General features: G+C 42.1%; 10 protein-coding genes and 2 pseudogenes. 2 read left to right on the forward strand and 10 right to left on the reverse strand.

Features of this window, described 5'->3' with window-relative positions:
• Positions 1 to 9: 9 nt before the first annotated feature.
• From P4S61_RS03045 to fabB, 10 genes and pseudogenes are all read right to left on the reverse strand, one after another.
• A complete protein-coding gene (locus P4S61_RS03045; RefSeq protein ID WP_054206292.1) occupies positions 10 to 504 on the reverse strand; it encodes a CvpA family protein in 495 nt (164 codons plus the stop codon).
• A 61-nt stretch (positions 505 to 565) separates the two neighbouring features.
• Positions 566 to 1,203, reverse strand: a pseudogene (locus P4S61_RS03050) (SPOR domain-containing protein).
• Positions 1,204 to 1,214: 11 nt separating this feature from the next.
• Complete coding sequence (gene folC / locus P4S61_RS03055) at positions 1,215 to 2,480, reverse strand: bifunctional tetrahydrofolate synthase/dihydrofolate synthase (protein WP_145241494.1); 1,266 nt, start codon at positions 2,478 to 2,480, stop codon at positions 1,215 to 1,217.
• A 25-nt stretch (positions 2,481 to 2,505) separates the two neighbouring features.
• Positions 2,506 to 3,381 (reverse strand): acetyl-CoA carboxylase, carboxyltransferase subunit beta, encoded by an 876-nt coding sequence (gene accD / locus P4S61_RS03060; protein ID WP_145241496.1) that lies wholly within the window; start codon positions 3,379 to 3,381, stop codon positions 2,506 to 2,508.
• 160 nt (positions 3,382 to 3,541) lie between these two features.
• A complete protein-coding gene (gene truA, locus P4S61_RS03065; RefSeq protein ID WP_149980769.1) occupies positions 3,542 to 4,336 on the reverse strand; it encodes a tRNA pseudouridine(38-40) synthase TruA in 795 nt (264 codons plus the stop codon).
• 178 nt (positions 4,337 to 4,514) lie between these two features.
• Entirely contained in the window at positions 4,515 to 8,978 is a 4,464-nt protein-coding gene (locus tag P4S61_RS03070; protein ID WP_337117747.1) for a FimV/HubP family polar landmark protein, read from the reverse strand.
• Positions 8,915 to 9,340, reverse strand: a complete 426-nt coding sequence (locus P4S61_RS03075) for a FimV/HubP family polar landmark protein (protein WP_337117748.1) — start codon at positions 9,338 to 9,340, stop codon at positions 8,915 to 8,917. Before P4S61_RS03075 ends, P4S61_RS03070 begins: the two co-directional genes overlap by 64 nt.
• A 319-nt stretch (positions 9,341 to 9,659) precedes the next feature.
• Positions 9,660 to 10,675, reverse strand: a pseudogene (locus tag P4S61_RS03080) (aspartate-semialdehyde dehydrogenase).
• Between the two features lie 51 nt (positions 10,676 to 10,726).
• The gene (locus tag P4S61_RS03085) at positions 10,727 to 11,845 is read right to left on the reverse strand and encodes a 4-phosphoerythronate dehydrogenase (RefSeq protein WP_145241504.1); all 1,119 of its coding nucleotides are present in this window, start codon (positions 11,843 to 11,845) and stop codon (positions 10,727 to 10,729) included.
• Positions 11,846 to 11,954: 109 nt separating this feature from the next.
• Complete coding sequence (gene fabB, locus P4S61_RS03090; RefSeq protein WP_145241506.1) at positions 11,955 to 13,166, reverse strand: beta-ketoacyl-ACP synthase I; 1,212 nt, start codon at positions 13,164 to 13,166, stop codon at positions 11,955 to 11,957.
• 177 nt (positions 13,167 to 13,343) lie between these two features.
• Between fabB and mnmC the strand changes: the two genes are divergently transcribed.
• Together mnmC and P4S61_RS03100 are read left to right on the forward strand one after the other, a co-directional pair.
• Positions 13,344 to 15,368, forward strand: a complete 2,025-nt coding sequence (gene mnmC, locus P4S61_RS03095; RefSeq protein WP_182759183.1) for a bifunctional tRNA (5-methylaminomethyl-2-thiouridine)(34)-methyltransferase MnmD/FAD-dependent 5-carboxymethylaminomethyl-2-thiouridine(34) oxidoreductase MnmC — start codon at positions 13,344 to 13,346, stop codon at positions 15,366 to 15,368.
• Positions 15,369 to 15,663: 295 nt separating this feature from the next.
• Positions 15,664 to 15,993 carry a hypothetical protein gene (locus P4S61_RS03100; RefSeq protein ID WP_145241510.1) on the forward strand — a complete coding sequence of 110 codons (330 nt, stop codon included), beginning with the start codon at positions 15,664 to 15,666 and terminating at the stop codon, positions 15,991 to 15,993.
• Positions 15,994 to 16,017: the final 24 nt, after the last annotated feature.

Raw genomic sequence — 16,017 nt, forward strand, 5'->3', positions numbered from 1 at the left:
CCTCGCCGATTAACGGTTGACCGAATTTAAAAAGCTAGAGTTATTTTCGAGGTATGAAAAAAACCACTCAACAACAAAGCCAAATTCTGGGATCAAAATAGAGTTACCCCACCAGTGCGTATTGGGTGCACCAGTAAAAGCATCAAGAAAGAAGAGTAACGCGCTCACGACCAACACGCCACGAAGTGCACCAAAGACAATGCCGAAGACACGGTCTGTGCCAGACAAACCAGTACGTTGTACAAGTTCACCTAGAAGGTAGTTTAACAATCCGCCTAACAATAGCGTCGCAAAGAATAATATGGCAATGGCCGCTGCATTTCTTAAAAGGGGTTCAGAAATACTTGTTAGGAATGATGCTAAATATTGGTAAAACAAGCTAGATATGATAAATGCGCCAGCCCACACAGCCAAAGACATTGCTTCTTTTATAAAGCCACGAATTAAACCGATAATAGTAGACAGTGCAATAATGCCAAAGATGGCGTAATCAACCCAGATCATATGAACCAACTAGTCGTTAATTTGGGGCGCATTCTATAAGAGGTCAGCACTAAATGCCAGATCATTTTGCTACTTCAAATTGGGTAACTTTTCCGTTAAGTTTAGTAAGTGCTTTTAATTCAGGGAGTTTGCTCTCAAGCTGGGCTTTATCAAGCGACGGACCCACAAAAACTTTGGTTAAAGTACCATTTGGTGTTTTAACTGGACGGGTAAAGGTTTTAAACCCTTTGTCACTTAGTTTAGCTTGTAGCGATTTTACATTCGCACTATGCGAAAAGCTCCCCAACTGAATTACATATGCCATTTTCGATAAATTTTCTTCAGGCTTACGTGATGGCTCAGACTTTTTTCAACAGGTTGTGCTGTAGTCGTTGCTACAGTAGTTTGCTCAGTCGATGCTTCAACCATTTTTTTCGCTACTGGCGTCGTCTCTTCAACCGCATCAGAGGAACTTGAGAGTAGGTCATCATCTGGCAATATATCTTCCTCAGGCTCTTCGTTTGGCTGTTGTGCGTTAGCCACTTGATCATCTATTGAATCTTGCAAGTCAATAGTTGTGAACTCAGGACGTTCCGGAATGGCTTTAAAGCCTTCTTTGTAATGTACTTTTTCGCCATCAAGAATATTAGGAATAAACACGATAGCTGCAATCACCACAATAGTTGTGCCGACTAAACGATTTATAAAGCCTGAGTTCACCTGATTCCTCTCTATTTTTTCCAATAATTGATAGCAGCTGCAACAGTTAAGAAGGAGCCAAATATGATTAACACCGTCTTCTCATCAAGCTGTGGCAACACACCATCCAGTGCGTCTGCAACTGTTTGATATTTTTCAATTGGCGCGCTTGTATGCACATTATCCATGGATTTAGCTAAATTCTCTACTTTATCGCCACGAAAGCAATTAAGTCCGGCTAAACACCACGCATCAACTACCGGGCTAACTTCATTTAATACAGCGACTTTGTCTTTATCAGCCAGCATAGCGACTAACGCATGAACTTTAAAGCCTTGATCTTGCAGGTTAGCTAACTTTTTAGCTAAATAGCGTGCAGATTCAGCATTATGTGCCACATCAGTATAGACCATAGGTTTGCTGCTTAGTTGCTGAAAACGCCCTTCAACAACTAAATTAGCTAAACAATCACGGATCAATGCCTCACTAGGTAATAAATCTAACACGGCTAATGTGGTTAGTGCCGTTGCCGCGTTTTGGCATGGGATTGATGGTTTAGCAAACTCAAAGTGATGGGCTTGATATTGCCAACTAAAACTTTGCGCATGCTCTTTAAATATAAAGTCACGCCCTGATAAATGCATCACCGCGTTAATTTCATGACCGTAGTCGGTGACTGTGTGCGGTATATTTAAATCGCCGACAATGGCAGGTGTGCCAGTACGGAAGATCCCTGCTTTATCATAACCCACAAGCTCTCGCGTATCACCAAGGTACTCTTTATGATCTAGATCTATGGTGGTGATCACACTGGCAAATGGAGTAACAATATTGGTAGCATCGAAACGCCCACCTAAACCCACTTCTAACAGCACATAATCAACGCTATGGCGTTTAAAAATAGCCAGTGCGCCTAAGGTGCCATACTCAAAATAAGTCAGTGGCGTGTCACCGCGGCCTTGCTCGAGCAAGTCAAACGCATCAACATGAAATTGATCATCAAGCTCAGCGCCATTAATACGCACTCGTTCGTTATAATGAATTAAATGAGGAGATGCATAGGTACCAACCGAATAACCTTGGGCCAGCAGCAGTGATTCTAAACATCGGGCAGTGGTGCCTTTGCCATTGGTGCCGGCTATTAGAATAATTTTACTTGGGCTATCTAGTAAACCAATGGTATTGGCAACTTTGGCAACGCGTTCTAAACCCATGGCAATATTTGCTGGGTGAACACTTTCTAAATAACAAAGCCAATCATCAAGGCTTGATGATTGGCTAGGAAGATTTTTTGTCATAGCGTGTGATCAGTAAAGCTGAAATTTACGCTACTCTATGCTCTTGTTCCGTAGAAGGCAAGTTCATAAATTTAGCTAGTATGCGGGCAAGTGTGTCACGCATTTCACGGCGATCAATAATCATATCGATGGCACCATGCTCGAGTAGAAATTCACTTCGTTGGAAGCCTTCAGGTAAGGTTTCGCGCACAGTTTGTTCAATTACACGAGGACCCGCAAAGCCGATTAATGCTTTTGGCTCCGCCACGTTGATATCACCTAGCATAGCTAATGATGCTGATACACCGCCCATAGTTGGGTCAGTCATTACTGAGATAAACGGTAAGCCTTGTTCGCTCATCTTAGCAAGTGCAGCACTGGTTTTAGCCATTTGCATAAGCGACATTAGTGCCTCTTGCATACGTGCGCCACCTGAAGCGGAGAAGCAAATTAGCGGCATGTTATGCTCTAAACACTGATCAACAGCATCCACAAAACGTGCGCCAACAACCGATGCCATTGACCCACCCATAAATGAGAATTCAAATGCGACGGCGGCCACTGGAATGCCTTTTAAGCGTCCCTTCATCGCGACTAATGCGTCTTTTTCGCCACTTGATTTTTGTGCGGCGGCGATACGATCTGAATATTTTTTCGAGTCTTTAAACTTTAAAATATCTTTTGGTTCGTGCTGTGTGCCAAGTTCTTGGCGGTCGCCATCATCCAAAAAGTGCTCAAGGCGTTTACGGCCACTCACACGCATGTGGTGATTGCATTTAGGACATACATTGAGTGATTTTTCTAATTCAGCTTTATATAAAATCGAATCACAATCTGTACACTTTGCCCAAACACCTTCAGGGATCTCTTTACGAGCCGAAGACTTTGTTGTTTTAGGTAGGATTTTTTCTAACCAACTCATTTGCAACTCTCTTAATACTATTCTGTGCTTTGCTGCGTTCCTGCCAAATCATTATTGACAGACAAATTTTTTCAATTAAAACATGAATTCCACACAGGCGGTATAAAAAACTGGTCTTAGTAGTGAAATGCCTGCAAGGTTATGTTTAATTTATCACCAATCAACCCTTCACATCCGTTAAGAATAAAGGGCCAAGTGGTGTCGACGGAATTTCAAACCGCGCCGGATAGTCAACATCAACTAAGTATAAACCTGCCGCCTTTGCCGTCGCACTGGCTTTGGCTCGCTCTTTTAAATCAAGTAACTCTTTTAGCCACACAGGTTGCTGCTTATGAATACCAATATCGGTTAAGCAACCGGTAATGTTACGCACCATGTGGTGTAAAAATGCATTAGCCTTAATATCAATAATCACATAACTGCCTTGACGCTCAACCGACAAGTGATGAATCGTACGTGTAGCAGTATTCGCTTGACAATGCAAAGCTCTGAATGACGTAAAATCATGCTCACCTAATAGATATTGACATGCTTCTTGCATTTTAGTTTCATCAAGTGGGTGATGAAAATGCGTAACGCCTTCATTTAATATTGCTCCTCGAAAGGCGTTATTGTAAATAACATAACGATAACGACGAGCAGTAGCACTAAAACGTGCATGAAAATCATCACTCACCGGTTTTGCATAGCGAATAGCAATATCTTTCGGTAGCAAGGTATTCATACCCATAGTAAATGCAACCATATCGCGTTCAGCATCGGTATCAAAATGCACCACTTGCCCAGTGCCATGCACGCCGGCATCAGTGCGCCCAGCACAGACTATTTCAACTGGATGATTACAAATACGCGAAAGCGCGGTTTCTACTTCTTGTTGTACGCTATTTACATGCGATTGACGTTGCCAACCACTATAACGGGCGCCGTTGTACTCAACTCCAAGTGCTACTCGCATAATTACTGCTTTACCTACTGTGCTAATGAACGGGGCATTTTATGCTATCTGACGCTGCAATAAAAGTGACTCTATACAAATTAAGCGCACAGCAGCCAAGCGACCTTTTTTCTATTGCTAAAAAAACGGCGAGTAAACTAAATTTACTCCCCGCTTTAACTATAAATGCAGAAACAACTTACAGTAATTTTGCTTTTAAGCTTTGTGCTTCTTCTTGTACTTCTTCGGGACCATTTGCTATTACTTCGTCAATAGCGTCAAGGGCTGCATCCATATCCCCTATTTCAATATAAGCACGTGCTAAATCAAGTTTTGCAGAATAACCGCCACTTTCAGCATCCACATCAGTTGGGTTATCTCCAGCAAGTAAGGCATCAAACTCACTTAATCCGACATCCATATTTACATCATCATAAGGTTCATAATCTAAGCTTGTATCATCACTTTGTTCAATCAAAGCATCAATATCGACAAATTCATCCGCAACGATGTCCTCATTTGTTGATGCATTCACGTCTTCACTTAATTGCTCAGCCGACGGCACATCATCAGGTACTGAAAGCTCTTCAAGTGCAGCAAGATCTTCACTGAGTAACGCATTGAAATCAACTTCAAACTCGCTGCTATCATCTATTTCTAAAGACTCAGGTTCAGCCAACTCACTAAGCAATGCATCAAAATCTGTTTGGGTGAGATCAGCCATAAAATCATCATCAAGCTGATCATCTGACAACGATTGTTCCAGTGGTTCTTCAAGTTCAGTCGCGAAATCACCACGATATTCATCTTCTAACGCATCTGTAAGTTCATCTTCAGCAACGAGCCCGTCTTCAACAACTGGCTCGTCTTCAACAACCGGCTCGTCTTCTGCAACCAGCTCTTCTTCAGCAACTGGCTCGTCTTCAACAACTGGCTCATCTTCAACAACTGCTTCATCTTCAGTAACTAGTTCGTCTTCAGCAACTGGCTCATCTTCAATAACCAGCTCATCTTCAACAACTGGCTCGTCTATAACCAGCTCATCTTCAACAACTGGCTCGTCTATAACCAGCTCGTCTTCAGCAACTGGCTCATCTTCAATAACCAGCTCATCTTCAACAACTGGCTCGTTTTCAGCAACTAGCTCGTCTTCAGCAATTAGCTCTTCTTCTGCAACCAGCTCATCTTCAGCAACTAGCTCGTCTTCAACAACTGGTTCGTCTTCTGCAACCAGCTCGTCTTCTGCAACCAGCTCTTCTTCAGCAACTAGTTCGTCTTCAACAACTGGCTCATCTTCAATAACCAGTTCGTCTTCAACAACCAGCTCGTCTTCAGCAACTGGCTCGTTTTCAGCAACTAGTTCGTCTTCACTACCTAGCTCATCTTCAATAACCAGTTCGTCTTCAACAACTGGTTCGTCTTCAGCAACCGGCTCGTCTTCAGTAATCAGCTCATCTTCGATTAATAATTCATCATCAAAATCTTGCTCTAAACTATCTAAATCGTGGCCTCCCGCCATTGCATTAGCAAGATCTTGCTCAGCTTGACTAAGCTTCAGCTCTGGAGTATCTGATCCTGACGTTTCCAGCTCAGTCTCATCGGCTAATTCTGCGTCACTATCAATCTCTTCATCATCGAGTTCAAGCTCTGGATAATCATCAAGCTCTAAACTTGGTGTTACTGTATCATTGCTAAGAGGTTCGTCTTCCAGTGCTAAATCAAATTCATCACCGAGTTCTTCATCTGCAAGCGGATCATCTCCCAGATCTATTTCAACTTCTTCGATATCATCGTTGAGCTCATCAACATCAGACCATTGTGGAGGCTCTACGTAATCGTCTTCTTGTTGCAGTTCATTGAGTAAATCATCAACACTTTTTAGTGAAGGATCATTATATTCTTCAAGTAAATCATCTTCATCAAGTAAATCGTCGCTTGATTCTTCACTCGTTTGTGCAAATAAATCATCATCTAAACCTTCAAGCTCTGATCCAAGTTCATCTAAAAGCTCAGGCTCTGCTGCAAGCTCTGGCTCTGCTGCAAGCTCTGGCTCTTCAACAAGCTCTAGCTCTTCAACAAGCTCTGGTTCTTCTGCAAGCTCTGGCTCTGCTGCAAGCTCTGGCTCTGCTTCAAGCTCTGGTTCTTCTACAAGTTCAGGTTCTTCTTCAAGCTCTGGCTCTGCTGCAAGCTCTGGTTCTGCTTCAAGCTCTGGTTCTTCTACAAGTTCAGGTTCTTCTTCAAGCTCTGGCTCTGCAACAAGCTCTGGCTCTGCTGCAAGCTCAGGTTCTTCTTCAAGTTCTGGCTCTTCTACAAGCTCAGGTTCTTCTTCAAGCTCTGGCTCTTGTTCAATAGTTACTTCTGGTTCGTCAACTAAACTTGATACAATAGATTCAACGTCTTCGACGTCTAGTTCATCTTCTACATTCGATAACTCTTCCATCGAATCAGAAAGAGCTTCATCTAGCTGCGTGGTATGCGCTTGATCAGTTAAACTTTCAATATCACCGAAGTCAAATTCATCGTCTTCTTCAAGAAGTGCAGATCCCGCTTCTGGTTCCGATTTTTCCTCAGTAGCATCCTCTAATAAACTATCAATATCACCTAAATCAAATCCATCATCTTCTTCAGCAATTACAGACTCTGCCGCTTCTTGATCGCTAGTTTCATCAATTAAACTATCAATGTCATCTAAATCAAATTCATCTTCTTCAGCCAGCTCCGGTTCAGCAGCTACTTGGTCGCTAGCTTCATCGATTAGGCTGTCAACATCGTCTAAATCAAATTCATCGTCTTCTTCAGCCAGATCATGCTCTGCAGTCGCTTTATCGCCAGCTTCATCAAGCAGGCTGTCAATATCGTCTAAATCAAATTCATCTTCTTCAGCCAGCTCCGGCTCTGCTGTTGCTTTATCGCCAGTCTCATCAATTAGGCTGTCAATATCGTCTAAATCAAATTCATCTTCTTCAGCCAGCTCCGGCTCTGCTGTTGCTTTATCGCCAGTCTCATCAATTAGGCTGTCAATATCGTCTAAATCAAATTCATCTTCTTCAGCCAGCTCCGGCTCTGCTGTTGCTTTATCGCCAGTCTCATCAATTAGGCTGTCAATATCGTCTAAATCAAATTCGTCTTCTTCAGCCAACTCCGGCTCTGCAGTCGCTTTATCGCCAGTTTCATCAATTAGACTGTCAATATCGTCTAAATCAAATTCGTCTTCTTCAGCCAACTCCGGCTCTGCAGTCGCTTTATCGCCAGTCTCATCAATTAGGCTGTCAATATCGTCTAAATCAAATTCGTCTTCTTCAGCCAACTCCGGCTCTGCAGTCGCTTTATCGCCAGTTTCATCAATTAGACTGTCAATATCGTCTAAATCAAATTCGTCTTCTTCAGCCAACTCCGGCTCTACAGTCGCTTTATCGCCAGCTTCATCAATAAGGCTGTCAATATCGTCTAGATCAAATTCGTCTTCTTCAGCCAGATCCGGCTCTGCAGTCGCTTTATCGCCAGCTTCATCAATAAGGCTGTCAATATCGTCTAAATCAAATTCGTCGTTATCGCCGTCATTCTTATCTGTCGGTTGATTACTGCTTTGTTCATCAATCAATGCATCAATATCAAAGTCATCATCTTCATCTGCTAACTCTTCACTGAGTGCTGCTAAGTCATCATCTGAGTCAAGCGAGTCATCTGATTCAGCAGTCGGTTCATCGTTGTCATTAGCAAATAAATCATCTAGATCTGCTGCACTTAGAATATCGCCATCATTGTTGTCGGCTTTAATATCTAAATCAATGTCGTCGCCTAAGCTATCATCATCTGCCTGATCAAAATCTTGCTGCATGAAGATATCAAGTTCATCATCTTCTTCTTTAGCCTCGTCGCTTTCATCATCAAATACAATGTCGTCGCTCAGTAAACCATCTAGCTCGTCTTGATTTAATAAACTGTCACCATCTTCAAACGCATCATCAATATTGTCATCAAAAATAATATCGTCGTCATCAGGTAAAATATCGTTCTCAAGATCATCAAGCTGAATACTTACATCATCGTCTTCTTGAACTGGATCTGGAACAATGGGATCAAGGGATGAGCCTAAATCAAGCTCATCCTCGGCAGTATAACTGGGGCTTTGTGGTAAAAATTCGTCATCATCAGTGCTTTCATCTTCTTTGTTGTTACGTTTACGTAAAAACATCACGATTGCAAAGATGATCAATAACGCTGGAATTGTCATTAATAGAATGAGAACTAGTGGATTGGCTAATAGCCCAGCAAAGTCAAACTCACTAGTCTCTTCGAGCTTTTTTGCTTGTTGTTGCTCTATAATTTCGTTCTGTTTTGCAATCAATTCAGAAAGTTGGCGTTGAATTTCACTGTCTTTACCAAGTTGCTCACGAATATTTTCAAGCTCTTTAGACACACCAGTTAACTGTTGCTTTAATTTATTGTTTTCAACTAAAATTTCTTCGACATTATCAACTGACGACTTGAACTGCTTTTGTAATTCAACAAGCTGACTGCCCTGTTGGGTTTTAATGCTGTTGATTTCTTGTTTTAATTCTTGCTTAGCTTCATCAACATCCACTTTGCGTGCTTGAGTTACTTTGGTTTGTGAAGCAGTAATTTCGCTGTTCGTAAGCGTGCCATTTTTCTTTTTTCCCATAGCTCATCATCTTGCTCTGAACGCTGTTTGGCAAGCTCCGGGCTTACTGCGCGGATATCAGCTAAGGTTGGGATTTTTAAATACGCACCATCGCGCATATGATTGAGATTTTGATCTAAAAATGATTGCGGATTTTTTTCATACAGAGCCTGCATAACTTGATAAATACTGACCGAGTTATCAGGTCGCACTTTTGCAGCAATACGCCATAGTGTATCGGTTGGCTTTATTGGCCCAATAGAACGCCCTTGAACGCCATAATCAACGCCTTTAGGCCCTTTAAGTTGGCTGCCGTCTTGGGAGTATATCGGTGTTACCACCAATGCAGACGCTAATAAGAGGAGTGTAGCTAAACCGCGCATGCTGATCCTTTAATGTTTAAATGTTAACGCAGCGCCATTAAATTAGACGCTTAAACATTGATTATTTCTTGCAGAAATAACGTACATAAATAAATAGTTAATTAAGTCTTTCCTGCAAGCTCTATTCCAGTTGCAAACTATAAACCAGTTGCGGCTTAATATCCATCGCAACACTTTGAAACGTAATAGCTTAAACTTTATTAGCCGGAAGAGTTTTTTATCGTTAAGATTAAGTTTATACGCTTTTAGCAGCTATGCGGCAATTATTTGGCAGTTAAAAAATAAAAAAGCGACAAACTGCCGCTTTTCTTGCTCTTAATTAAAGATAGTTCGCTATCAACTCTTCAGCTATTTGCACGCTGTTCGTTGCGGCCCCTTTACGGGTATTATCACTTACAACCCACATATTTAAACCATGCGGATGTGAGATATCTTGACGTAAGCGCCCTACATACACAATGTCATTACCACTTGCATCTGTAACCTGGGTTGGGTAATCCCCTTCGTCTTCTATAAGTTCAAGCCCTGGCGCGTCATTAAGTAATTGTTTTACATGTTCAAAGTCGTACGGCATACGTGTTTCAATGTTAATCGCTTCTGAGTGACCAAAAATACCGGAACTCGTACACACGTCGGATTAACAGCAATTGTGGTATCACCCAGAATTTTATGGGTTTCGTTAACCATCTTCATTTCTTCACGGGTGTAACCGTTATCTTCAAAAACATCAATTTGTGGGATAACATTAAACGCCATCTGCTTTGGAAATATTTCGCTATCTACAGGGCGTGCATTCATTAAATTAGCAGTTTGTTTTGCAAGTTCATCAACCGCTTTTTTGCCTGCACCCGATACTGCTTGATAAGTAGATACATTAATACGATCGATGCCGTATGCATCATAAATAGGTTTTAATGCCACCATCATTTGAATAGTTGAGCAATTAGGATTAGCAATGATATTGCGATTTCTAAAATCAGCAAGGCTTGCTGCATTTACTTCTGGCACAACCAGTGGTATTTCAAAATCATTTCTAAAGTGCGAAGTGTTATCAATTACTACACATCCTGCATCAGCGGCAATAGGTGCGTATTTTTCTGACACACTGCCACCGGCAGAAAATAAACCAATATGCGCTTGGCTAAAGTCAAACCCTTCAACGTCCTGCACTTCAATAGTTTCACCACGAAACTTAATATCTTCACCAGCGCTGCGACTACTTGCCAATAAAAATAATTGATCAACAGGAAACTTACGATCTTCTAACGTTTCAATAATTTGGCGACCAACAAGACCTGTAGCGCCAAGTACGGCAACATTATATTTTTGTGACATGTGTATTCCTCGTTTAACAGCCGCCATTGTGGCCGCTGTTTAAATTTTAAGTTATTCGACTACGAAACCAAGCCCTTGCAGCAAAGGCGAATATGCGCCTGCACCTAGCACTTTGACTGTGCTAAATTCACGTCGAATGGGGTAGTTTTTACGTAAGCTATCAAACCCTTCACTTGCTAAGTTGCATCGCAAAATACCATCATCACGACGCACATCGTAAACCAGATGGATCAACTGACCTAAATCAGCTTCGCTAAAGGTTTCTTGTAATGTAACTTGGGTAAACGCGGGCACTGGTAAAAAATCAGCTAATGCTTTGCCTGTTTGCAAACCTTTAAGCTCGCACAACTTTTCATAGAGCATTTGCGTGCCACGTGCTTTACCCTCTAAGGTATGGCCTGCGATATGGACACTGGCATAACGCACAAACTCAAGCAATTCAGTTAATATAGAAGGTTCGTTTTCCCATACATCTAATACCACATCGAGCTTGGCACCACCGCGCATAATTTCCAGTAGAGCATGATTATCGACCACATCGCCGCGACTGGCATTAATCAAAATAGTGCCAGGTTTAAGCGCTGCTAAACGCGCTTTGTTCATTAAATGCAAGGTACTATGTTTACCGGTCGTTACTAACGGCACATGGAAAGTGACGATATCCGCTTTACTCAACAACTCATCAATATCTGTATGCTCGGCTAATTGTCCCGCTTCATGCTTAGGTGGATCGCATACTAATACAGTGACATTAAGCGCGGCTAATTTATCTCGCAAACAGCTACCAATACTGCCCACTCCGACAATCCCAATGGTTTTGTGTTCCAAGGTGCAGGCATTTTCTTGGCACAGTGCAAACAAGCTACTGATCACATATTCAGCCACAGCAACGGCATTACAACCAGGTGCGCTCGTAAATGCAATATCACGTTGTTTGAGTAAATCAGTATCAATATGATCAACGCCGATTGTCGCCGTACCTACGTAGCGTAATTTATTAGCATGTATTAACAGTGCTTCATTTACTGAGGTTACCGAGCGAGTTAATAATACATCAACATCAATTAGCTGTTCGCTTTGTAATGTACGACCATCAAAACGCGTTACTTCACCAAAATCAGCAAAATATTGCTCAACAAGTGGCATGTTTTGGTCTGCAAGAATTTTCATTAACAAGTCCAGTAAGCACTAAGAGCCGCTATTGTATCGAACATAGCCGACTTTGAAAACGAAAAAGCCGAGCAAGTTGCTCGGCTTTAATTGTAATGTGGCTTTTTAATTAGCCTTTATATTTACTCATCACTAACGTGGCGTTAGTACCACCAAAACCAAAACTGTTAGACATAACAGTATTTAGTTCAACGTCTTTACGCTCAGTGATAATGTTTAAGCCTGCAGCTTGTTCATCTAGCTCATCAATATTGATTGAAGGCGCAACAAAGCTATGCTCTAACATCAATAGTGAGAAAATAGCTTCATGCACACCAGCGGCGCCCAGTGCATGGCCTGTCATTGCTTTAGTCGCGCTGATCATCGGTGAATTACCACCAAATACTTCTTGAATTGCTCCTAACTCTTTTACATCACCTACTGGTGTAGATGTACCGTGAGTGTTTAGATAATCAATGCTGTCAACGCCTTGCATTGCTTGACGCATACAACGTGCAGCACCTTCACCTGATGGTGCAACCATGTCATAGCCATCAGATGTTGCGCCATAGCCAACAACTTCAGCATAAATGTGTGCACCACGTGCAAGCGCATGTTCAAGTTCTTCAACAACAACAATACCGCCACCACCAGAGATCACAAATCCATCGCGGTTAGCATCATAAGTACGAGAGGCTTTTTCAGGCGTTTCGTTATATTTAGTAGAAAGTGCGCCCATTGCGTCAAATTCCATTGCCAATGTCCAGTGAAGCTCTTCACCGCCACCGGCAAAAACAACGTCTTGTTTGCCTAATTGGATTTGCTCAACTGCGTTACCAATACAGTGTGCAGAGGTTGCACATGCTGAACTGATTGAGTAGTTAACACCTTTAATTTTAAATGGTGTTGCTAAGCATGCCGATGTTGTACTGGCCATGGTGCGCGGAACCATATAAGGACCTACACGTTTTACGCCTTTTTCACGTAAAATGTCAGCCGCTTCAACCTGCCATTTAGATGAACCACCACCGGAACCCACAATGATACCCGTGCGCTCATTTGATACTTGATCATCAGACAAACCAGAATCTGCAATTGCTTGTGCCATTGAAATATACGAATACGCAGCGGCATCGCCCATAAAGCGCATTGCTTTACGATCAACAAACTCTTTAACGTCAATATCAATTTTGCCGGATACGTTACTACGTAACTTATATTCAGCAAATTCTGGGTTAAAAGCGATTCCGCTCTTACCTGTTTTTAACGATTCTAATACTTCTTCTTTGTTGTTACCGATGCTTGATACAACACCGATGCCCGTAATAACGGCTCTTCTCATGGGTAATTACCTTAGCTTGATACTAAATTGTGTTCTATTTTACGCTGAAACTTACAACGAAGTGGTCAGCTTTCTAGCGTACACTTGTACTCTGAACCTCTAGCTTATAAATAACGCCAGACTATTTCAAAGAAAACACGTAAAATAATGAAAAAAAGTACTCATTAATTGCATGCCATGATTAAAAACGCTGAAATTCACTTTAATAACTTAGGTACACCCGTTGCAGACAACTTTAACGATGTCTACTTTTCGAACGATGATGGCCAAGCTGAGTCTGATTATGTGTTCTACCAGCAAAATAATATGCCTCATCGATTACAAAATCATGACCGTGCACATTTCGTTATCGCTGAAACTGGTTTTGGTACTGGGCTTAATTTTTTAAATACATGGCAACAATTTAAAAATAATCTAACCAGTAGGCAACATCATAGTCAAGAAGTTCACAACCCAGCACAACAAAATGTGCAGCGCTTACATTTTATGTCTTTTGAAAAGTATCCGATTAAAACAGACGATCTGCAAAAGGCATTGCAAGTATGGCCTAGTTTAACACCATTGAGTAAACAGTTACTTGCTAAGTACCCGATTAATTTGGCTGGTTGCCATCGTCTTGAATTTGACAATGGTCAAATTATACTCGATTTATATTTTGGCGATGTGCAAGAATCACTCGCAGCTATAAGCTACCCGCAAACAGGTATTATCGATGCGTGGTATCTAGATGGCTTTGCACCGAGTAAAAACCCAGAAATGTGGCAGCCAGCCTTATTTAATTCAATGGTGGATATTTCTCGTAGTAATGCCACGTTTGCAACCTTTACAGTTGCAGGTGTTGTACGTAGAGGTCTTGCTGATGCAGGGTTTGCGGTACAAAAAATCAAAGGTCATGGCAAAAAAAATGAAATGCTGATTGGTTCTTTAGCCCATGCTAACCAAGCACAATCGGCGCCACCTTATCTGGCTCATCAGCAAAGTTCACTTAAAAACGTTGCTGTCATTGGCGGAGGGATAGCCAGCAGCGCTATTTTATATAGCTTGGCGAAACGTGGGGTTAACAGCCAACTTTTTTGCCAAGATCCCCAACTCGCGATGGGCGCATCTCATAATGTACAAGGTGCGATTTATCCGCACTTACAAGCAAAAAACTCCCCGCACAGTGAGCTTTTTGCGCACAGTTTTTTATATGCGAAACGACTTTATCAGCAACTCACTGAGAATGGCTTTCACTATGATCATCAATGGTGCGGCGTATTACAACACGCGATCAAACAACCCTTAGTTGAGCGCCATCAAAATATTGAACATAAACAGCTGTGGCCAGATGAACTCATGCACGGCGTAACGCCTGAGCAAGGTGATGAAATTGCCGGTGTAAGTACAGGCTACTCTGGCGTATATTTCCCGTTAGGTGGATGGGTTAACCCACCACAATTAGTGAGCGCTCTGTTCCAACAAGCCCATAAACTCAAACCAATTAAAAGCCATTTTAATTGTGATATCGAACAGCTTGAGAAAACCCCGCAAGGCTGGCTGTTATTGAGCCAAGGGCAACAGTTTGGCCCATTTAGTGACGTTATTGTATGTGCTGGTGAGCACAGCGACCGTTTTGTACAAACTCAGGCTCTGCCAATTGTTGGCGTGCGTGGTCAAGTATCCCATGTACAAGCAAGTCCTGCATCACGTAAACTAAAAACCGTGCTATGTCATAAAGGCTACTTTACTCCTGCTTATTTAGACCATCACTGTATGGGCGCAACATTCGAGAAGAACTCAAAAAGCCGCGCAGTCAAAGACCAAGACAATCAAACAAATCGCGAGCAACTGCTTCACTTTTATGGACAAACCGACTTTGCCAGTAGTCTAGGTGAGATCACGGCAGCTAAAGCCGCTGTACGTTGTAGTTTTATTGATCACCTCCCTATGGCCGGAGAATGGCCGCAGCAAAGTGATTATATTCACGCGTTTGCCAATTTACGCGCAGGGAAACGCTATCAATATCAATCCTTACAAAAACCACAACAAGGACTACACATACTCACAGGCTTTGGGGCTCGTGGCTTATGCAGTGCGCCCCTGTGTGCAGAACAATTAGTTGCTGCACTTAACAATGAACCACAGCCTTTGAGTGAACGAGTAAGCCAAGCGATTCACCCAGCCCGCTTTATTGTAAGAGATTTAATTCGAAATAAAATTTAACTTAGCAAAAATAGCGTGTAGGAACCAGGGTCTGTTGATCTTTCAAGGTTAAATTTGCAGCAGTCTGTTTGGTATTTAGGCAAGGCAGAGCCTATGTGGTGTGGTTATTCCCCATAAATAGGCGATAACGCAGCATTAATGCCAAACAGGCGCTGCCCGAAGGGTTCTGCCTAGGGGCAATTAACTCTTTGTTGCTCGGCTTTTACTTAGCCCACTAGGTTACAAACCTCGCGCCGCGATTAAATTGCCCCTAGTTTAAACAAATATTAATCCGCAAAGGTCAACAGACCCTTATGTGATAAAAATAATAACACCACTGATGTTAGCAATAAGCCTAACCTCAGTGACTTGCGCTGCAAATTTAGACAGCGTTCCGCTACCAGCTGATTTTAAGTACTCATTACAAATTGCCGATGACTACCCACTGATACAAACTGGCTATGTTGCTCAGTCGATTACAAAAGTGAGTGCTTTTTATCAACAAGCTTTAGGTAAGTCTGAGCTTATTATCGGTGATAATAAACGCCGAACGTTGTTTTATACCATCGACAAGAAAACCGTGCGGATCAGCTTATATGCTCGTGACTACCGAACCGAAATAGCGATTATGATCACGCAACCATAATCGCTTGACGGCGAACTGATCTGA

The sequence above is a fragment of the Pseudoalteromonas sp. B160 genome, assembly GCF_037162485.1.
In the GTDB taxonomy this organism is placed as follows: Bacteria; Pseudomonadota; Gammaproteobacteria; order Enterobacterales; family Alteromonadaceae; genus Pseudoalteromonas; species Pseudoalteromonas rhizosphaerae.

Coding starts and splice junctions, on each gene's coding strand:
- P4S61_RS03045 (WP_054206292.1), bottom strand. CDS start 504: ATGATCTGGGTTGATTACGCCATCTTTGGCATTATTGCACTGTCTACT.
- fabB (WP_145241506.1), bottom strand. CDS start 13,166: ATGAGAAGAGCCGTTATTACGGGCATCGGTGTTGTATCAAGCATCGGT.
- P4S61_RS03075 (WP_337117748.1), bottom strand. CDS start 9,340: ATGCGCGGTTTAGCTACACTCCTCTTATTAGCGTCTGCATTGGTGGTA.
- P4S61_RS03070 (WP_337117747.1), bottom strand. CDS start 8,978: ATGGGAAAAAAGAAAAATGGCACGCTTACGAACAGCGAAATTACTGCT.
- P4S61_RS03085 (WP_145241504.1), bottom strand. CDS start 11,845: ATGAAAATTCTTGCAGACCAAAACATGCCACTTGTTGAGCAATATTTT.
- truA (WP_149980769.1), bottom strand. CDS start 4,336: ATGCGAGTAGCACTTGGAGTTGAGTACAACGGCGCCCGTTATAGTGGT.
- accD (WP_145241496.1), bottom strand. CDS start 3,381: ATGAGTTGGTTAGAAAAAATCCTACCTAAAACAACAAAGTCTTCGGCT.
- mnmC (WP_182759183.1), top strand. CDS start 13,344: ATGATTAAAAACGCTGAAATTCACTTTAATAACTTAGGTACACCCGTT.
- folC (WP_145241494.1), bottom strand. CDS start 2,480: ATGACAAAAAATCTTCCTAGCCAATCATCAAGCCTTGATGATTGGCTT.